General features: G+C 64.6%; 16 protein-coding genes and 1 pseudogene. 14 read left to right on the top strand and 3 right to left on the bottom strand.

Features of this window, described 5'->3' with window-relative positions:
* Positions 1-9: 9 nt before the first annotated feature.
* Both EVC45_RS25550 and dut read left to right on the top strand, forming a co-directional pair.
* Positions 10-1,026 (top strand): LLM class flavin-dependent oxidoreductase, encoded by a 1,017-nt coding sequence (locus tag EVC45_RS25550; RefSeq protein WP_129961021.1) that lies wholly within the window; start codon positions 10-12, stop codon positions 1,024-1,026.
* A 65-nt stretch (positions 1,027-1,091) separates the two neighbouring features.
* Positions 1,092-1,538 (top strand): dUTP diphosphatase, encoded by a 447-nt coding sequence (gene dut, locus EVC45_RS25545; protein WP_129961020.1) that lies wholly within the window; start codon positions 1,092-1,094, stop codon positions 1,536-1,538.
* A 143-nt stretch (positions 1,539-1,681) separates the two neighbouring features.
* On the opposite strand, the gene clpA is transcribed toward dut, so the two are convergent.
* Positions 1,682-3,979: an ATP-dependent Clp protease ATP-binding subunit ClpA gene (gene clpA / locus EVC45_RS25540; RefSeq protein ID WP_129961019.1), complete on the bottom strand. Its 2,298-nt coding sequence runs from the start codon at positions 3,977-3,979 to the stop codon at positions 1,682-1,684.
* On the bottom strand, positions 3,976-4,290 hold the full coding sequence (clpS, locus tag EVC45_RS25535; protein ID WP_008919570.1) for an ATP-dependent Clp protease adapter ClpS: 315 nt from the start codon (positions 4,288-4,290) through the stop codon (positions 3,976-3,978). Before clpS ends, clpA begins: the two co-directional genes overlap by 4 nt.
* 557 nt (positions 4,291-4,847) lie before the next feature.
* Here clpS and EVC45_RS25525 point away from each other — a divergent pair.
* Positions 4,848-5,054 carry a cold-shock protein gene (locus tag EVC45_RS25525; protein ID WP_007180614.1) on the top strand — a complete coding sequence of 69 codons (207 nt, stop codon included), beginning with the start codon at positions 4,848-4,850 and terminating at the stop codon, positions 5,052-5,054.
* Between the two features lie 182 nt (positions 5,055-5,236).
* Here EVC45_RS25525 and icd read toward each other — a convergent pair whose 3' ends face one another.
* Positions 5,237-6,493 carry an NADP-dependent isocitrate dehydrogenase gene (gene icd / locus EVC45_RS25520; RefSeq protein WP_129961018.1) on the bottom strand — a complete coding sequence of 419 codons (1,257 nt, stop codon included), beginning with the start codon at positions 6,491-6,493 and terminating at the stop codon, positions 5,237-5,239.
* A 329-nt stretch (positions 6,494-6,822) separates the two neighbouring features.
* Between icd and EVC45_RS25515 the strand changes: the two genes are divergently transcribed.
* From EVC45_RS25515 to EVC45_RS25465, 11 genes and pseudogenes are all read left to right on the top strand, one after another.
* Entirely contained in the window at positions 6,823-7,392 is a 570-nt protein-coding gene (locus EVC45_RS25515) for a pseudouridine synthase (RefSeq protein WP_129961017.1), read from the top strand.
* A 495-nt stretch (positions 7,393-7,887) separates the two neighbouring features.
* Positions 7,888-8,082, top strand: coding sequence for a hypothetical protein (locus EVC45_RS25510; RefSeq protein WP_027212290.1), 195 nt, complete (start codon positions 7,888-7,890; stop codon positions 8,080-8,082).
* A gap of 144 nt (positions 8,083-8,226) precedes the next feature.
* Positions 8,227-8,742 carry a DUF192 domain-containing protein gene (locus EVC45_RS25505; RefSeq protein WP_129961016.1) on the top strand — a complete coding sequence of 172 codons (516 nt, stop codon included), beginning with the start codon at positions 8,227-8,229 and terminating at the stop codon, positions 8,740-8,742.
* Positions 8,743-9,028: 286 nt separating this feature from the next.
* Positions 9,029-11,137, top strand: a complete 2,109-nt coding sequence (gene fusA, locus EVC45_RS25500; protein WP_129961015.1) for an elongation factor G — start codon at positions 9,029-9,031, stop codon at positions 11,135-11,137.
* Positions 11,138-11,382: 245 nt separating this feature from the next.
* The gene (locus EVC45_RS25495; protein WP_129961014.1) at positions 11,383-11,910 is read left to right on the top strand and encodes a cupin domain-containing protein; all 528 of its coding nucleotides are present in this window, start codon (positions 11,383-11,385) and stop codon (positions 11,908-11,910) included.
* 75 nt (positions 11,911-11,985) lie between these two features.
* Positions 11,986-13,005, top strand: coding sequence for a HoxN/HupN/NixA family nickel/cobalt transporter (locus tag EVC45_RS25490; protein ID WP_129961013.1), 1,020 nt, complete (start codon positions 11,986-11,988; stop codon positions 13,003-13,005).
* Positions 13,006-13,280: 275 nt separating this feature from the next.
* A complete protein-coding gene (locus EVC45_RS25485) occupies positions 13,281-14,957 on the top strand; it encodes an ABC transporter substrate-binding protein (RefSeq protein WP_129961012.1) in 1,677 nt (558 codons plus the stop codon).
* Between the two features lie 40 nt (positions 14,958-14,997).
* A complete protein-coding gene (locus tag EVC45_RS25480; protein ID WP_129961011.1) occupies positions 14,998-16,026 on the top strand; it encodes an ABC transporter permease in 1,029 nt (342 codons plus the stop codon).
* Positions 16,023-16,916 carry an ABC transporter permease gene (locus EVC45_RS25475; protein WP_129961010.1) on the top strand — a complete coding sequence of 298 codons (894 nt, stop codon included), beginning with the start codon at positions 16,023-16,025 and terminating at the stop codon, positions 16,914-16,916. The genes EVC45_RS25480 and EVC45_RS25475 overlap by 4 nt, the downstream gene beginning before the upstream one ends.
* Positions 16,913-19,120, top strand: a complete 2,208-nt coding sequence (locus EVC45_RS25470) for an ABC transporter ATP-binding protein (protein ID WP_129961009.1) — start codon at positions 16,913-16,915, stop codon at positions 19,118-19,120. Before EVC45_RS25475 ends, EVC45_RS25470 begins: the two co-directional genes overlap by 4 nt.
* A 442-nt stretch (positions 19,121-19,562) precedes the next feature.
* A pseudogene (locus tag EVC45_RS25465) lies at positions 19,563-20,076 on the top strand (hypothetical protein); the annotation flags it as partial.

Raw genomic sequence — 20,076 nt, 5'->3', positions numbered from 1 at the left:
ACTACTGCCATGACGCTACTCTCCGTGCTCGATCAAACACCGGTGATCGCCGGCCATTCGGTGTCCGACGCGATCGCCGCAACCATCGAACTCGCGCAGCTCGCCGACGACCTCGGCTACACGCGCTACTGGTGCGCCGAGCACCACGGCCTGCGCGGCGTGTCGAACCCCTGCCCCGAAGTGATGCTGGCGCGCCTCGGCAGTGTGACCAAACGCATCCGCATCGGCTCGGGCGGCATCATGCTGCCGTACTACAGCCCGTTCAAGGTCGCCGAGCAGTTCATGATGCTCGAGGCGCTGTTTCCGAATCGCATCGACCTCGGCGTCGGACGCGCACCGGGCGGCGACATGCGCACCGCGCAAGCGGTTGCCGCCGGCGCCTACAATCGCGGCGAGCTTTTTCCGCAGCAGGTCGCCGAGCTGTTCGGCCTCATGCATGGCACGCTGCCCGACGATCACCTCGCGCAGGGCGTGCTGCTGCAGCCGCAAATCGATACGCGTCCGCAGCTATGGATGCTCGGCTCGAGTGAATTCGGCGGTCTGCTCGCGGCGCAGCTCGGCATCCGCTTCTCGTTCGCGCATTTCATCAACGCGCATTTTGGCAAGCAGGTCGCGCTCGCGTATCGCGAACGTTTCCAGGCTGGCCACGAGGCATCGCAGCCGTATCTGGCCACCGCGGTCTTCGTGATCTGCGCGGATACCGAGCAGGAAGCCGCGGACCTCGAAAAAGCCGTGGATCTGCGTCGCGTGCAGATGGCCTATGGCCTGAACGAACCGATTCCATCGATCGAGCAAGGCGTCGAGCAGGAATATGGCGAGCGCGAACAGCTCGTGATCGATCGGGAAAAGCCGCGCAGCATCATCGGCACACCTGAGCGCGTGACCGAGCGGCTCACGGATTTGCAGCAGCAGTTCCAGGCCGACGAGCTGATCGTGCTGACCGTGGCCGGCAGCTATCGCGCACGACTGCGCTCCTACGAGCTGCTCGCCGACGCGTTCCAGCTCGGCTCGAACCAGGCGGCCTGATCGCACAGGTTTTGCCGATCTGCCGCGTGCCCCTTCACCACACCCACACCCACTATCGAACCTGAATGAAACTCGACCTGAAGATTCTCGATCACCGCATGCGCGAACAGCTTCCCGCCTACGCGACGACCGGTAGCGCCGGCCTTGATCTGCGCGCCTGCCTCGACGAACCGCTGACGCTGAAGCCCGGCGAAACCGCGCTGGTGCCGACCGGACTCGCGATCCACGTCGGCGACCCCGGCTATGCGGCGCTGATTCTGCCGCGCTCGGGTCTCGGCCATAAGCATGGGATCGTGCTCGGCAATCTGGTCGGCCTGATCGATTCCGACTACCAGGGTCAACTGATGATTTCGACGTGGAATCGCGGCGAAACGACGTTCGTGCTGAATCCGATGGAACGCCTCGCGCAACTGGTGATCGTGCCGGTCGTGCAGGCCGAGTTCAACATCGTCGACGACTTCGAAGAAAGCCTGCGCGGCGCGGGCGGGTTTGGCAGCACCGGCAAGCATTGACGGCGTGCTGCGACGCGGCGGCCGCGATTTTCAGCGCACGCCGCGAGCAGGAAACCAGATTAAAAAAAACGGCGCGGGATAAAACCCGCGCCGTTCTGTTTCTGGTCGTCCGACCGGCTTATCGCATGCCGGCCTGACTGACATCACTCGACTTCCACCGCCTCCGGATTCGGATTGCGCGGCGCCGGATGCTCGTCGAAGGTCAACTGCACCTTGTCGTCCGCATCGACGTCGACCGTCACGCGGCCGCCGTTCATCAGCTTGCCGAACAGCAACTCGTCGGCGAGCGCGCGACGGATCGTGTCCTGGATCAGGCGCTGCATTGGCCGCGCACCCATCAGCGGATCGAAGCCGTGCTTTGCCAGATGCTTGCGCAGCGCGTCGGTGAACAGCGCATCGACCTTCTTCTCGTGCAGCTGATCTTCCAGCTGCATCAGGAACTTGTCGACCACGCGCATGATGATTTCCTCATCGAGCGCACGGAAGCTGATCGTCGCGTCCAGACGGTTGCGGAACTCCGGCGTGAACATGCGCTTGATGTCGACCATCTCGTCGCCCGCCTCGCGGCGGTTCGTGAAGCCGATCACCGCCTTGCCCATCGCCTCGGCGCCCGCGTTCGTCGTCATGATGATGATGACGTTGCGGAAGTCCGCCTTGCGGCCGTTGTTGTCCGTCAGCGTGCCGTGGTCCATCACCTGCAGCAGCACGTTGAAGATGTCCGGATGCGCCTTCTCGATTTCGTCGAGCAGCAGCACGCAGTGCGGTTTCTTCGTGATCGCCTCGGTCAGCAGGCCACCCTGGTCGAAACCGACGTAGCCCGGCGGCGCGCCGATCAGCCGGCTCACCGCGTGACGCTCCATGTATTCCGACATGTCGAAGCGGATTAGCTCGATGCCGAGCGTGAACGCGAGCTGCTTCGCGACTTCGGTCTTGCCGACGCCGGTCGGACCCGAGAACAGGAATGCGCCGATCGGCTTGTCGAGCTTGCCGAGGCCCGCGCGCGCCATCTTGATCGCGGCCGACAGCGCGTCGATGGCCGGGTCTTGCCCGAACACGACGCTCTTCAGATCGCGGTCGAGCGTTTGCAGCTTGCTGCGATCGTCTTGCGACACGCTTTGCGGCGGCACGCGCGCGATCTTCGAGATGATTTCCTCGATCTCGTTCTTGCCGATCGTCTTCTTCTGCTTCGACTTCGGCAGAATGCGTTGCGCCGCGCCCGCTTCGTCGATCACGTCGATCGCCTTGTCCGGCAGATGGCGATCCGTGATGAAGCGAGCCGACAGCTCAGCCGCCGCCGACAACGCACCCGACGAATACTTGACGCCGTGGTGTTCTTCGAAACGCGACTTCAGCCCGCGCAGGATCGCGACCGTCTGCTCGACGGTCGGCTCGGTCACGTCGACCTTCTGGAAACGACGCGACAGCGCCGCGTCCTTTTCGAAGATGCCGCGATATTCGGTGAAGGTGGTCGCGCCGATGCACTTCAGCGTGCCCGACGAGAGCGCCGGCTTCAGCAGGTTCGACGCATCCAGCGTGCCGCCCGACGCGGCGCCCGCGCCGATCAGCGTATGGATTTCGTCGATGAACAGAATGGCGTGCGGACGCTCTTTCAGTTCCTTCAGCACGGTCTTCAGACGCTGCTCGAAGTCGCCGCGATACTTGGTGCCCGCCAGCAACGCGCCCATGTCGAGCGAATACACCTGGGCATCCGCGAGGATGTCCGGCACTTCGCCGCGCGTGATGCGCCATGCGAGCCCTTCGGCGATCGCGGTCTTGCCGACACCGGCCTCGCCGACCAGCAGCGGGTTGTTCTTGCGCCGGCGGCACAGCACCTGCACGACGCGCTCGACTTCCGACTCGCGCCCGATCAGCGGATCGATGCGGCCGTCCTTTGCCATCTGGTTCAGGTTCTGCGTGAACTGGGCAAGCGGCGTTTCCTTCTGCGCGGCGGCTTCGTCGGACTCGGCATTCGCGTCGCTCGCTTTCGCGGCGTCCGAGCTGCTCGTCTTGGCGATGCCGTGCGAGATGAAGTTGACCACGTCCAGACGCGTCACGCCCTGCTGCTGCAGGTAGTACACCGCATGCGAGTCCTTCTCGCCGAAGATCGCGACCAGCACGTTCGCGCCGGTCACTTCCTTCTTGCCGTTCGAGGTGGACTGCACATGCATGATCGCGCGCTGGATCACACGCTGGAATCCGAGCGTGGGCTGCGTGTCGACGTCGTCCGTGCCCGGCACGGTCGGCGTGTTGTCATGAATGAAGTTGCGCAGGTTCTGACGCAGATCCTCGATATTGGCCGCGCATGCGCGCAGTACCTCTGCCGCCGTCGGGTTATCCAACAGCGCGAGCAAAAGATGTTCGACCGTTATGAACTCGTGCCTTGCCTGGCGCGCTTCCATGAACGCCATATGCAGGCTGACTTCCAGTTCCTGGGCAATCATGCTTCCTCCATCACACACTGCAGCGGATGCCCGGCCTGCCGTGCGTGGGTAACGACTTGCTCGACTTTGGTCGACGCGATGTCCCGCGTATAGACCCCACAAACTCCCCTGCCCTCGCGATGCACCTTCAACATGACCTGCGTTGCGGTTTCACGATCCTTATTGAAATATTCCTGCACGATCATCACGACAAATTCCATCGGCGTGAAGTCGTCATTCAGCAGCACCACCTTGTACATGGACGGCGGCTTGAGTTTCTGCTCCTGCCGCTCCAGTACGGTGCCGTCCTGCTTGTCCGGGATAATCGCCATACACCCATTCTAAACAACTAGGACAGGCCCGCAATCCTGTCAAAACCCGGCCGCCCGGCCGATGAGCCCGTTCGCTGCCGCCCGGCGGTCACGACGCTGTCATGATCGGCCCGGCCTCTCGCGTTTTCGACGGGCCGATTGCGGTGCCGGCCCCCGATCCAGTGTTGCGCGGTGCGTGCTGCACCGCGGTCGGATCGAGTATCGCACAACCTGCCGGTACTGGCTGAGAGCGCTCGCCGCGCTGGGCGTCGGCGCCGCGGGCACAGTCAGCATGTGAGTCGATTATGCGACTTTTCAAGCCACGCCGCTTGCGCCACCGCACATACGGAAGCGGTAAAAACCCTGGAAAGCGGCCTGTTTGCAACGCGACAACGACGTCTCAAAATTTTCTTGACACTCGAATAAAGAGCCCCAACAATCAAGCTGGCACTTTTTTCACCAAGCCATAATTTCGAAAAAATGCCGATGGTGAGCTTGTGAGGAGGGGACGACTGCCTCGCGCGGTCGTGGCTTTTCGAGGGCTCGTGGTAGTGACATGAGTTACAGGGGAAGTTGGAATGGCAACTGGTACGGTCAAATGGTTTAACGACGCAAAGGGTTTCGGATTTATCACGCCTGACGAAGGCGGCGAGGATCTGTTTGCACACTTCTCGGCCATCCAGATGAATGGCTTCAAGACGCTGAAGGAAGGCCAAAAGGTCACCTTCGAGGTCGTGCAAGGCCCGAAAGGCAAACAGGCATCGAACATTCAGGCACCCGCCTGAGACGTTTCGTTACCCAGCCTTTTTGAAACCCGGCTCCGCGCCGGGTTTCTTTTTTGCGGCGGCTTTCTGTTGCAGCGGATTATCCGGCCGGAAAACCGCGCGAGAATTCCGGGTAAAAAAATACCCCGGCCGTTTGCTGGCGCCGGGGTTTTTATGCAAACCGGATAATCCCGGCGCATCGATTACATATTCTCGATCATCACCTGCCCAAATGCCGAGCACGACACCTGGGTCGCCCCTTCCATCAGGCGGGCAAAATCGTAAGTCACGCGCTTTTGCAGGATCGATTTTTCCATCGAGCTGATTATCAGATCCGCCGCCTCGAACCAGCCCAGGTGGCGCAGCATCATTTCCGCCGACAGGATTTCCGAGCCCGGATTCACGTAGTCCTTGCCCGCGTATTTCGGCGCCGTGCCGTGCGTCGCCTCGAACATCGCAACCGAGTCCGACAGGTTCGCGCCCGGCGCGATGCCGATGCCGCCGACCTGCGCGGCGAGCGCGTCCGAGATGTAGTCGCCGTTCAGGTTCAGCGTGGCGATCACGTCGTATTCGGCCGGGCGCAGCAGGATCTGCTGCAGGAACGCGTCGGCGATCACGTCCTTCACGACCACGTCGCCGCCCGTCTTCGGATTCCTGACTTTCATCCACGGGCCGCCGTCGATCAGTTCCGCGTTGAATTCCTTCTGCGCCAGCGCGTAGCCGTAGTCGCGAAACGCGCCTTCCGTGTACTTCATGATGTTGCCTTTGTGCACCAGCGTCACCGAGCGGCGTTCATTGTCGAGCGCGTACTGGATCGCCTTGCGCACCAGACGCTCGGTACCTTCGCGCGACACCGGCTTGATGCCGATACCCGACGAATCCGGGAAGCGGATCTTCTTCACGCCCATTTCTTCGCGCAGGAACTTGATGATCTTCTTCGCCTGTTCGGATTCGGCCGGCCATTCGATGCCCGCGTAGATGTCTTCCGAGTTCTCGCGGAAGATCACCATGTTGGTCTTCTCGGGCTCGCGCACCGGCGACGGCACACCCTTGAAATACTGCACCGGGCGCAGGCACACGTAGAGGTCCAGTTCCTGGCGCAACGCGACGTTCAGCGAGCGGATGCCGCCGCCGACCGGCGTGGTGAGCGGCCCCTTGATCGACACGACGTATTCCTTGACCGCCTGCAGCGTTTCGTCCGGCAGCCATACGTCCGGGCCGTACACCCGGGTCGCCTTCTCCCCCGCGTAGATTTCCATCCAGTGGATTTTCTTCTTGCCCCCGTACGCCTTTTCGACCGCCGCATCCACGACCTTGATCATGACCGGCGTGATGTCCAGACCGGTGCCGTCGCCTTCGATATACGGGATGATCGGCTCGTCGGAAACGTTGAGCGAGAAGTCGGCGTTGACGGTGATCTTATCGCCACCAGTCGGAACCTTGATGTGCTGATACGGCATGATCGGACTCCAGTGAAAGCTGTGCAAAAGCTGATGGGAGACTGCGAAAGAGACGCCCTCGCCGCGCAATGCCGAACGTCCGCGAGCGGCCAGGCCGCTATTCTAGCCCGCCCCAGCGCGCGACGCGGCCGCCCCCGGCTCCGGGTTTTCCAACATGGACGGCTCTTGGAACGCGCCACGCTCCTCTATAAGATACAAGAATCTGCATACTGATTTATGCATTATCATCGCGCCATCCATCACCGGACGAAACGTGTGCGCAACGCGCGTACGCCAGTGTCCGCGCGCCGTTCCTGGCTTGCAGTATCGCTCTGCCGTCTCGCTCTCCTATGCGCCTTCTCGCCCTCAACAAGCCGTTCGGCACCATCTGTCAATTTTCGCCGCACGAGACGCGCGCGTCGCTTGCCGACTGGGTCAAGGTACCCGGCGTCTATGCGGCCGGCCGGCTCGACTCCGATAGCGAAGGCCTGCTGCTGCTCACCGACGACGGCGCGCTGCAGGCGCGCATCGCCGAGCCGCGTCACAAGCTCGTCAAACGCTACTGGGCGCAAGTCGAAGGCGCGGTCGATGACGCCGCGTTGAAAAAGCTCGCACGCGGCGTCGATCTCGGCGACTACGTGACACGCCCATGTCAGGCGACCTATGTCGAACCGTCCAGCTCGCTATGGACACGCACGCCGCCGATCCGTTATCGCGCTGCGATCCCGACCACCTGGATCGAGCTGTCGATCACCGAAGGCAAGAACCGTCAGGTGCGTCGCATGACGGCCGCGGTCGGTTTTCCGACGCTGCGTCTGGTACGCGTCGGTATCGGTGCGCTTGACATTTTTTCACTCGGACTGCAACCCGGACAGAGCATCGAGTTGCGAGCGAACGCGCCATGGGATGGCGTCGCCTGAACACTATTTGACGATTGTTCGTTGATCGCCAAAGCATCGCGTGCCGAACTCATACACGCGCAAAACAGCCTGCACGTGATCGCTCAAAACGCGTTTCACGGCTGTGACAATCAAGCTAACTCGTTGTAGCAGCACGCAAATTAATGCGTGAAACACGAGCCCAAAATGCGTGAAACAAGTGGGCTCGCGCGAGCCTGCGCGATGCAGTTTGAGCGCGTCTCATGGCGATAAAAAATTCCGCGCAATTCGCGTCAACCGCCGTACAACTCCACGCGTTATTCGACGCAGATGCCGCCGAAGCTATCCGGCATTCAGCCTTAAAGACCTTTGCATACGCCGTTTTGCGCGGCGAGTACGAAAGTCTGAACGCTAGCAGACGTGTCGAAAAATTTGTTCGATGCGGCTGTCAACCGAAAGGTGGATGGCACGTTTACCGACATGACTCTACATAAGCCGGGTCATTTGGTTAATTAAATCAAGCTGAGGATTCACAAAATGAACAAACTGATCGCCGCTCTGGTCGCTGGCCTCTTCGCAACGGCAGCATTCGCACAAGCATCGGCACCGGCAGCAGCTTCGGCAGCTCCGGCAGCAGCAGCTTCGTCGGCAAAGAAGACCACCAAGCACGCTCACAAGAAGTCGCACAAGAAGGCAGCAGCAGCTGCTGCAGCTTCGGCAGCTTCGGAGTAAGTTGCTTGTAAAAACGCAGTAAAGAACTAGCTTCATTGCCGTTCTTACGGCGTTGTAAGGCAGATCACCGCAAGGCGATCTGCCTTTTTGTTTTTGACGCGCTCGCGTAACATGCGCGAGTTAATTTCAGCAAGGAGTCTTGCCGTGCGATTTTCCATGCGCTCGTCGATGGCGCGTCTGGCCGTTGCCGTTGCACTGCCGCTCGCGGCGCTGTCGTTCGCCGCCACCACGGCTCCCGCCCAGGCGCAGCAGATGCCGCCGGGCGCCAAGCAGCCGAGCGAGTTTCCGCGCGTCAAGCTGAGCGCCGGCATGTTCGTGATCGACGCGGCCGTCGCCGCCAACGACGCGGACCGCGAACAGGGCTTGATGTATCGCACGAAGCTCGGCCCGAACGAAGGCATGCTGTTCGTGTTCAACGAGAACGCGGGCCACTGCTTCTGGATGAAGAACACGCTGATCCCGCTGTCGATCGCGTTCATGCGCGCCGACGGCACGATCACCGATATCGACGAGATGCAGGCCGAGACCACCAACAACCACTGCCCGACGCACAACGGCGTGTTCGCGCTCGAAATGCCCAAGGGCTGGTTCTCGGCAAAAGGCATCAAGCCGGGCATGCAGATCCAGGGCTTGCCGCCGGTGCCGGGTATCACGCAGTAACCTCCAGGCGGCCGTCTGGGCGGCCCACTGAGCGGCCCGACCGCCCCGCCACACTTTCCCGCAAAGAGCCGGCGCCTCGACCCGAGGCGCCGGCTTTTTTTCGCCCGCGCAGCCCCGCGCGGCCCACCTTCGCGCCGGCTGGCAGGATTCATGCAAAAGACCAATCGACGCGCTATCCTTGTAATCTCGATCTGGTAACGCCACATACAGCACCACCCAGACTCCCCGGGCGATCCACGCGGCCGCCCGGCATGCGTTTCAGGCGCGCCATTACAAGGAGATTCACGTGCCCCGCAAGACTCCCATCGAGCGCTACCGGAATATCGGCATCAGCGCTCACATCGATGCCGGCAAAACCACCACCACTGAACGGATCCTGTTCTACACCGGCGTGACCCACAAGATCGGCGAGGTTCACGACGGTGCGGCGACGATGGACTGGATGGAACAGGAGCAGGAGCGCGGCATCACGATCACGTCGGCTGCCACCACCGCGTTCTGGAAGGGCATGGCCGGCAACTATCCCGAGCATCGGATCAACATCATCGACACCCCCGGGCACGTCGACTTCACGATCGAAGTCGAGCGCTCGATGCGCGTGCTCGACGGCGCCTGCATGGTGTACGACTCGGTCGGTGGCGTGCAGCCGCAATCGGAAACCGTGTGGCGCCAGGCGAACAAGTACAAGGTGCCGCGCATCGCGTTCGTCAACAAGATGGACCGCGTCGGCGCGGACTTTTTCCGCGTGCAGCGGCAAATCGGCGATCGCCTGAAGGGCGTCGCCGTGCCGATCCAGATTCCGATCGGCGCGGAGGAGCACTTCCAGGGCGTGGTCGACCTCGTCAAGATGAAGGCGATCTTCTGGGACGACGCGAGCCAGGGCATCAAGTTCGAGTACCGCGACATTCCGGCTGAACTCGCGGCCACCGCGAAGGAATGGCACGACAAGATGGTCGAGGCCGCGGCCGAGGCGAACGAAACGCTGCTCGAAAAGTACCTGGGCGGCGAGCATCACCTGACCGAAGAAGAAATCAAGCAAGGCATCCGCGCGCGCACGATCGCCAACGAGATCGTGCCGATGCTGTGCGGCAGCGCGTTCAAGAACAAGGGCGTGCAGGCGATGCTCGACGCGGTGATCGACTATCTGCCGTCGCCGGTCGACGTGCCCGCGATCACCGGCCACGACGAGCACGACAAGGAGATCGAGCGTCATCCGAACGACGACGATCCGTTCTCGGCGCTCGCCTTCAAGATCATGACCGACCCGTTCGTGGGCCAGCTGATTTTCTTCCGCGTGTACTCGGGCGTCGTCAATTCGGGCGACACGGTCTACAACGCGGTCAAGGAAAAGAAGGAGCGCCTCGGCCGGATCCTGCAGATGCACGCGAACGAGCGCAAGGAAATCAAGGAGGTCTACGCGGGCGACATCGCCGCGGCCGTCGGCCTGAAGGAAGCGACCACCGGCGACACGCTCTGCGATCCTAACCATGTGATCATCCTCGAAAAGATGATCTTCCCGGAGCCGGTGATCTCGCAGGCCGTCGAGCCGAAGACCAAGGCCGACCAGGAAAAGATGGGCATCGCGCTGAACCGTCTCGCGCAGGAAGACCCGTCGTTCCGCGTGCAGACCGATGAGGAGTCCGGCCAGACGATCATCTCCGGCATGGGCGAGTTGCACCTCGAAATTCTGGTCGACCGGATGAAGCGCGAGTTCGGCGTCGAAGCAACCGTGGGCAAGCCGCAGGTCGCGTATCGCGAAACGGTGCGCAACAAGGTCGAAGATATCGAAGGCAAGTTCGTCAAGCAGTCGGGCGGCCGCGGCCAGTACGGCCACGCGGTGATTACGCTGGAGCCGTCCGCGCAGGGCAAGGGCTATGAATTCGTCGACGCGATCAAGGGGGGCGTGATTCCGCGCGAATTCATCCCCGCGGTCGACAAGGGCATCGTGGAAACGCTGAAGGCCGGCGTGCTGGCGGGCTATCCGGTGGTGGACGTGAAGGTCACGCTGACCTTCGGTTCGTACCACGACGTCGACTCGAACGAAAACGCGTTCCGCATGGCCGGCTCGATGGCGTTCAAGGAAGCGATGCGCAAGGCGAAGCCGATCCTGCTCGAACCGATGATGGCCGTCGAGGTGGAAACGCCCGAGGACTTCATGGGCAACGTGATGGGCGACCTGTCGAGCCGACGCGGCATGGTGCAAGGCATGGAGGACATCGCGGGCGGCGGCGGCAAGCTGGTGCGCGCGGAGGTGCCGCTCGCCGAGATGTTCGGCTACTCGACGTCGCTACGCTCGGCCACCCAGGGCCGCGCGACCTATACGATGGAGTTCAAGCACTATGCCGAAACGCCGAGCAACGTCGCCGAGGCTGTGATCAACGCGAAGAAGCAATGACGCTGATGCGCCGACTCTAAGCGCGACAACCCGGAAGCCCGCTCCTCGTGAGCGGGTTTTTTTTCGTGGCTCCGTGGGTACCGTCACGCTGCGCAGCCGTTTTTTGAACGTGCCAGAATGTCGATCAACCAGGCGGCACGAACACCCGCCGAGCCACGACCGGCGGACAAACCGAAGCAGCACCCTGAAGCGCAAGACCGAAGCGAACGACTCGTACGCGGCACCCAAGCCGAGGAGGAGACACGATGAGCCAGGATCACGAACATCCGCATTACCGGGCCGAACACGAAGCCGCCGAAACCGGCGCGCAGGTCGACTGGCGCGAGCACGGCGTGAAGGTCATCCGCGGCGATCAGCTCGACAGCAACACCGCGCAAACGCCGGGCATGAACCGCGCGGCCGCGATCAACGCGGCGCGCGTCGGCGCGCAGAAGATCTGGGCCGGCACCGTGACGATCCATCCGAACGCGAAGACCGGCGCGCATCATCACGGCGCGCTCGAAAGCGTGATCTACGTGGTGCGCGGCCAGGCGCGCATGCGCTGGGGCGAGCATCTGGAATTCACCGCCGAGGCCGGTCCCGGCGACTTCATCTTCGTGCCGCCCTACGTGCCGCATCAGGAGATCAACGCGAGCACCGACGAGCCGCTCGAATGCGTGCTGGTGCGCAGCGACAACGAAGCGGTCGTCGTCAATCTGAACATCGACGCGGTCGAGCAGCCGGAAACGGTCTACTGGGTCGATCCGATCCACAAGCATCCGCACGACCACTAGGCCGCTCATTTGCCCGCTCATTTGCCCGCTCATTTGCCCGCTCATTCACCCGCCGTTTTCGCCCGCCCGCGCCACATGACGCCTACCGCCTCGCTGCGCCCTCGCCTCGTCACGCTCTACGCGGTGCTGATCGCCGCCAACCTCGGCGCGTGGCTGTGGGCGCTGATCGCGTTTCGCCACTACCCGTTGCTGCTCGGCACCGCGCTGCTCGCGTATGGCTTCGGTCTGCGCCATGCGGTCGACGCCGACCACATCGCGGCGATCGACGCCGTCACGCGCAAGCTGATGCAAACCGGCCAGCGGCCGGTCGGCATCGGGCTCGCGTTTTCGCTCGGACACTCGACGATCGTGATCGCGGCGACGCTCGGCATCGCGTGGACCACGCATTCGCTGCATGGGCGCTTCGAAAGCTTCAAGGCAGTCGGCGGCACGCTCGGCACGCTGGTTTCCGCGACGTTCCTGCTGGTGCTCGCGGCGGTCAATCTGGTGATCCTGCGCGATGTGTGGCGCCGCTACCGGCACGCGCAACATGATGGCGCGGCGAGTCCCGCGTCAGCCGATGCGCTCGCCCCAGCCGGGCTGCTGTCGCGCGCGTTGCGGCCGCTGTTCCGGCTGGTCACGAAAAGCTGGCACATGTACCCGGTCGGCGTGCTGTTCGGGCTCGGCTTCGACACCGCGACCGAGATCGGCCTGCTCGCGATCGCCGCGTCGCAGGCGAGCACCGGCCTGCCGCTCTACTCGATCCTGGTGTTCCCCGCGCTCTTCACGGCCGGCATGACGCTCGTCGATTCGACCGACAACGTGCTGATGGTGCATGCCTACGGCTGGGCGATGGACGACCCGAAGCGCAAGCTGTACTACAACGCGAGCATCACGTTCGTGTCGGCGGTGGTCGCGATCGTGATCGGCGGCGTCGAGGCGTTGGGGCTGCTGTCGGACCGCTTCGGCTGGAGCGGCGGCGTGCTGGATGCGCTCGCCCGCATCAACGATCATTTCGGCGCGCTCGGTTATGCGATCGTCGCGGCCTTCATGGCGTGCTGGGTCGGCTCGGTGCTGTTTCATCGCTGGGGACGGCCGAATAACTTGCCGCGGTAAAACTCACTCGGCACACGCATCGCGATCGGTAAGGATGCCAGCGCGATACCGCCAATCCGTCCGCTATGGCGGGCGCCGCTCGCGAGCATGCGTCGGGCAAACGTTGTCACGACGACACACCGCGCGCCGTTTATCGGCCGATCGGCGGGCGCGGTGTGCCGCCGGCGCGCCAGAGCCGCGAGCAATCGCTTACACTGAGACCGCTTTTCCTCGCGCTGTCGCGCGGCTTGCGCGACGCTTCGAACCGGCAACAGAACGGACTGGACACGCCATCGATGAAAACGCCAGCGGACCGATTTCTCGCCCCTGATGCAGCACTGAACGAAGCCCGCCTCACCGCCGACGCCTACGGCAACCACGCCCTCGACGAGTTCCTTGCCGGCCGCATCACGCGCCGCGAAATGCTGCGCTATGCGAGCGTGGTCGGTCTTTCACTCGCGGGCGGCGGCCTGCTCGGCGCGCCCCGAGCGCGGGCGCAAGGTACGCCGGCCACGTCGAACCAGACGATCCGCGTCGCGCATCTGACGCCGGCGGGCGCCGTCGATCCGCTGACGGTCACCGACGCCGCGAGTCTCGCGCTGCTGAACCAGACCGGCGAATTCCTGATCGACGACGACGGCGAGAAGCTGATGCTGAAGCCCGCGCTCGCGCTGTCGTGGAAGCCGAACGACAAGGGCGACGTGTGGACCTTCAAGCTGCGCCAGAACGTGAAATTTCACGACGGCCAGAGCTTCGGCGCGAAAGACGTGGTCGCCACCTTCGACCGTCTCGCCGATCCCGCGAGCGGCTCGGCCGCGCTGTCGGTGTTGAAGGGCGTGCTGTCGAAAGGCGGCGCGAAGATGGTCGACGAACACACGGTCGAGTTCCATCTCGACGCGCCGAACGGCAATTTCCCGTACTACGTTTCCTCGGATAATTACAACGCGGTCCTGCTGCCCGCGAACTACGCGGGCAACTACGAAAAGAGCTTCATCGGCACCGGTCCGTTCAAATTCGAAAAGTATCAGCCGAAGGTCGGCGCGTCGTTCGTGCGCAATCCCGACTACTGGGGCGACAAGGCGCTACCGCAACGCGTACAGTTTTCGTTCTACGCCGACGAACAGGCGCAACTGCTCGCATTACAGGGCCATCAGGCCGACGTGATGGGCACCTTCACCGTGCAGGGCGGCGCGGGCATCCTGAACAATCCGGACTTCAAGGCAGTGGGCGTGAAGTCGAGCGCGCATCGGCAGATCCATATGCGCAACGACAGCCCGCTCTTCAAGGACAAACGCGTGCGCCAGGCGCTCGCGCTGTCGCTCGATCGCGACGTGCTGGTGCGCGGTCTCTTCAAGGGGCGCGCGCAGCTCGGCAACGACAGCCCGTTCGCGCCGGTGTTTCCGTCGTCGGATGCGGGCGTGCCGCAACGCAAGATCGATGTCGCGAAGGCCAAGCAGTTGCTCGCGCAGGCCGGAGTGCCGAACGGTTTCGACGTCACGCTGACCACCGAAAAATACATGGAGATCCCCGACCTCGCGGTCGTCGTGCAGAACGCCGCGAAGGCGATCGGCGTGCGCATCAATCTGAAGGTCGAAAGCCAGTCGCTGTACTACGGCGCGGGCACGCCGGGCAAATCCGACTGGCTCGACTCGCCGCTCGGCATCACCGACTACGGCCATCGCGGCGTGCCGAACGTGTTCCTCAACGCGCCGCTGACGAGCAACGGCACCTGGAACGCCGCGCACTTCAAGAACCCGCAATACGACCAGCTGGTCGCGCAGTTCGTTGCGGCGATCGATCTCGCCACGCAGAAGAAAATCTCCGGACAGATCCAGACGTTGCTGCTCGACGAAACCCCGCTGATCATCCCGTTCTTCTACGATCAGCTGATCGCGATGCGCAAGGGCGTGAACGGCGTGCGCTTCACCGCGCTCGCGCAACTGTATTTCGATCGCGCGACGCTGAGCGCATAAGCACCGCGCTGCTCGACGCCCCTTCGCAGGAGAACTCACGATGTCGGCTCCGGCGCCCTCTCCCGCCTCGAACGCATCGCGTTTGCCACGCGCGACGAACGGCAACGCGGGCCGCGTCGCGCGGTTTCTGGCGACCCGCCTGGGTCTTTCGCTGATCACGCTGTGGCTGCTGTCGCTGATCGTGTTCGCCGGCGGCCAGCTGCTGCCCGGCGATATCGGCCGCGCGGTGCTCGGGCCGCTCGCCGACGCGCGCGCGGTCGCCGCGCTCAATCATCAGCTCGGCGCCGACCGGCCGCTGCTCACCCAATACATCGACTGGATCACGCATTTCGTGCGCGGCAACATGGGGCTGTCGTACGCGTATCGCGAACCGGTTGGACCGTTCATCGCCGACGCGCTCGGGCATTCGGCGAAGCTAGGCCTGCTCGCGTTCATCGTGGTCGTACCGCTCGGTATCGCGGGCGGCGTGTGGTCGGCGATGCATGCGGGACGCTGGCTCGATCGCACGATCAGCATTGGCGGCTTGTCGGCGACCGTGGTGCCGGAGTTCGTGTCGTCGATCGTGCTGATCCTCGTGTTCGGCGTGTGGCTGCGCTGGCTGCCGATCGAGGCCTCGTATCCGCCCGAGGCGGGCGTGCTCGAACAGCTGCGGCATCTGGTGCTGCCGGTGCTGCCGCTCGTCTTGGTGTTCTTCGGCTACATCGCGCGGATGGCACGCGCGGGCACCGTCGAAGCGCTCGATGCCGACTACACGCGCACCGCGATCCTCAAGGGCCTGCCGCGCCACGTGGTGATCTGGCGGCACGTGCTGCGCAACGCGCTGCTGCCGACGATCACCGTCGCCGCCACCCAGCTCGGCTACATGATCGGCGGACTCGTGGTGGTCGAGACGCTGTTCCGCTACCAGGGCATCGGCTCGCTGATTTACAACGCCGCCAAGGCCAAGGACTTTCCGATGCTCGAAGCGGGCGTACTGACGATCGGCGTGGTCTATACGCTCGCGAATCTGGTGGCCGATGCGCTGCACGTGCTGCTCAATCCGCGGCTGCGGGTGAGGACCGCCGAATGAATACGACCGTGCCGCCGGCTTCATCGCCGCCACCAGGCTCGCCCGCACCAGGCGCGGCCGACGAACCGCGCTACCCGCGCGTGCTCCTGCTGCTGGGTTCGCCGACCTTCATCGTGGGCGCGCTGATTGTCGCGTGGTGGATCGTCTGCGCGATCGCCGGACCGTGGTTCGTGCCTCTCGACCCGTACGCGTCCGATCCGCTCAATTCACTGACGCCGCCCGATCGCACCCACTGGTTCGGCACCGATCAGCTCGGCCGCGACGTGTTCTCACGCGTGATCGTCGGCGCGCGCGACATCCTGACCATCGCGCCGCTCGCGACGCTGCTCGGCACCGCGGCGGGCACCGCGCTCGGCCTGCTGGTCGGCTACTTCGACGGTTGGGTCGACGACGTGATCGGCCGCCTGATCGACGCGGTGCTCGCACTGCCGCTCGTGATCATCGCGCTGCTCGCGCTCGCCGCGGTCGGTGCGTCGAACCTCACGGTGATTCTCGTGATCGGCATCACGTTCACGCCGATCACCGCGCGCACCGTGCGCGCCGCCGTGTTCGCCGAGCGTCATCTCGACTACGTGGCCGCCGCGCAGCTGCGCGGCGAGCGCGCACCCTACATCATGTTCGCGGAGATCTTGCCGAACGTGCTGCCGCCGATCGTCGTCGAGGCGACCGTGCGGCTCGGCTATGCGATCTTCGCGGTCGCGACGCTATCGTTTCTCGGCTTCGGCATCCAGCCGCCGTCGGCCGACTGGGGGCTCGCGCTGTCCGAGTCGTACACGCTGATGGCGGGCGGCGCGTGGTGGACCGTCGTGTTCGCGGCGGGCGCGATCGCGTCGCTGGTGGTCGGCGTCAATCTGATCGCCGACGGCGTGCAGGGAGTGCTCGACCGATGAACGGCTCGTCGTCCACCTTGCCCTCCGCGTTCGCCGCGTTCGACGTATCGAAGAGCGATCGCACCGACGCGCTGACCGTGGTCGGCCTGACGGTCACCTACCGGATCCGCGGACGCGATCGCGAAGTGCTGCAGGACGTGTCGTTTCGCGTGCGGCGCGGCGAAGCGTATGGGCTCGTCGGCGAATCGGGCTGCGGCAAGTCGACCGTCGCGATGGCGACGCTGCGCTATCTGCCGCGCAACGGCAAGCTGAAGGCCGGCAAGATCGTGATCGCCGGCGCGGAGGTGCACAAGCTCGGCGCCGATGCGCTGCGCAGCATGCGCGCGACGACCGTGTCGATGGTCTACCAGGACCCGGGGCGCGCGCTGAATCCATCGCTGACGATCGCCCGTCAGGTTTCCGAAGCATTCGAGGCGGCCGGTGTCGCGCGCGACGAAGCGCTGCATCGCACGCTCGAGATGTTGAGGCGCGTGCGCATCGCGGCGCCCGAGCGCGTGATGGACAGCTATCCTCATCAATTGTCGGGCGGCATGCAGCAGCGCGTCGTGATCGCGATGGCGCTGGCGTCGAACCCCGCTCTGCTGATTCTCGACGAGCCGACCACCGGCCTCGACGCGACCGTCGAAGCGGAAGTGCTCGACCTCGTCGCGCAGTTGCGCGAGGAACTCGGTACCGCGGTGCTGTTCATCAGCCACAACCTCGCGGTGATCGGCCGCATGTGCGAACGCGTCGGCGTGCTGTACGCGGGCAAGCTGGTCGAGGAAGGCGCGACCCAGGATGTGTTCGCACGGCCACGTCATCCGTACACGGTCGGATTGCTGCGCTGCCTGCCGACGGCCGGACGCAGCAAGGACCGCGAGCGGCTCGATACGATCGCGGGCGGCCTGCCGCTGCCGGGCTCGGTCACGCAGGGCTGCGTCTATGCGGAGCGCTGCCGTCTCGCCGACGAGCGCTGCCGCCGCGACGCGCCGCCGCCGTATCGGCTCGGCGCCGCGCATGGCGATCAGATGGCGCGCTGCCACTATCACGAGCGCGCGATCGAGTTGCCGCGTGCGGTCTCGAGCGCGCCGCCCGCAGTGGCCGCATCACCCGAGGCGCGGCCGCCGCGCGCGGCGTCTTCGCCGGTTCTGCGTGCGCGCAACCTGGCGAAAACATTCCACGTGTCGGGTGCGCCGCTGCGCGCGGTCGACGACGTGTCGCTCGAACTCGCGAGCGGCGAGACGCTCGGACTCGTCGGCGAATCGGGCAGCGGCAAGACGACCCTCGCGCGGCTGATGCTCGGCCTGCTCGCACCCGATGCCGGCGCCGTGCTCGAACTTGACGGCGCGCCGCTCGCCGCACGCGTCACGCGACGCAGCGACGAACAGCTGAAGTCGCTGCAGATCGTGTTCCAGAATCCCGACTCGGCGCTCAATCGCGCCCATTCGGTCAAGCGGCTGATCGGCCGCGCGCTCGCGCGCTTCACCGCGCTGCGCGGTCCCGAGATCGACGCACGTCTCGCCGCGCTGACGGATGCCGTGCGGTTGCCCGAGCGCTATCTCGACGCGCGCTCGCGTCAGCTATCGGGTGGGCTCAAGCAGCGCGTCGCGATTGCGCGCGCGTTCGCGGGCGAACCACGCGTCGTCGTGTGCGACGAGCCGACTTCGTCGCTCGACGTGTCGGTGCAGGCCGCGATTCTGAACCTGCTCGCCGACTTGCAGCGCGAGCGCGGCGTCAGCTACGTGTTCATCTCGCACGATCTGCACGTGGTGCGCTACGTGTCGGATCGCATCGCGGTGCTCTATCTCGGCCGCTTGCTCGAAATCGGCCCGGCGGCGGCCGTGTTCGATGGGCCGCAACACCCCTATACCGAGGCGCTGCTGTCCGCCGTGCCGACGCTGCCGGGCGACGGCGAATCCAATGACACGCGTCGACGTGCGCGCATCCGTCTCGCGGGCGAGTTGCCCGGGCCCGGCGCGATGCCATCGGGCTGCGTGTTTCACACGCGCTGTCCGCGCAAGCTCGGCGCCATCTGCGAGCAGCAGGACCCGCCTTTTTTGCTCGACGCCGGCGGCGCCGCGGACTCGGGTTCCGCACACCGGATTCGCTGCCATATTCCGGTCGCCACACTGCGCGAGCTGCAAAGCGAGCCCCGCCGCGACAACGCGGACGACCCGACGAATGGCGGCGCCGGCGACGACGACGCGTCGGAAAACGCCAGCTAGCGTCGACTCGAACCTCGTCGATTCGCACGACACGGCGTGAGGCAGCGCGCCGCCCTCCTTAACGAATCCCGTGCCGGAACACGCTTTTGCGTGCGAGCGTTTCATCGCCGCAACGTTTTCAGGCGTTTTTCCAGCGTGCGCATCGCACATCCCGCTATCGCCCGCGTCGCTTCAAGGCTTGGCGACCCGTGGCATGGATATCGCTAAATTAGCGGCCAGAGATTCGAAGTCAGACCGGGCGCACAAAGCCGCACATAGCCGCACGACGAGCGTCATCACGCGATGGCGCGACCTCGCGCAGTCTGCACGGCAGCGACGCGCGGAGCACTTCGACACCACGGACTCGGGGTGCGACAAGACCCGTAGGCAGAGAGGCCGGCCGCCGCTGGAGCAGCTCGCGAAGGCGGCGGCAAGGTACCGTCCTTGGCTCGGGAGACGCGCGATGAAGACCAGAAAATTAGCTCAGTACTACTGTGCAATGATCCGCCGCGCGGTGGTCCTCACGGGGGTGGCGGCGCTGGCGGGCGAGGCCGCGTACGGGGCGTCGGCGGACGTGACCCCTCGCTGGGTGGTGCAGGCCGACGCGTCGCGAGCGCAGCCCGGCGAGTCCGCGCCGCTGCTGCTCGCGCAGAACGACGCCGCAGCGACCGGCGCCGAGGCCGGCACCGCCACGGCCGCCGACGATGCCGCGTCGGTGTTCGCACCGGCTGGCTGCGGCGGGCTCGGCGGTCCGGACTGCGGCCGGCTCGGCGGCGGCAGCGGCAATGGCAACGGTAGTGGCGGCGCGTCGGGTTCGAGCAATAGCGGTGCTGGCGCCAGCGGCAACGGCGGCGTCGGGGCGGCGGGTTCAGGGAGCGGAAGCGGGAGTGGCAGTGCGGGCACGGGCGGTAAGGGAAATAGCAGTGGTGGAAATAGTGGCGGTGGTGGTGGTGGTGGTGGTGGTGGTGGCGGTGGCG

It is taken from the genome of Paraburkholderia sp. UYCP14C, from assembly GCF_004197395.1.
In the GTDB taxonomy this organism is placed as follows: domain Bacteria; phylum Pseudomonadota; class Gammaproteobacteria; order Burkholderiales; family Burkholderiaceae; genus Paraburkholderia.
Note: the sequence above shows the minus strand (reverse complement) of the source record. Positions and strands in the feature narration are given on the sequence as shown.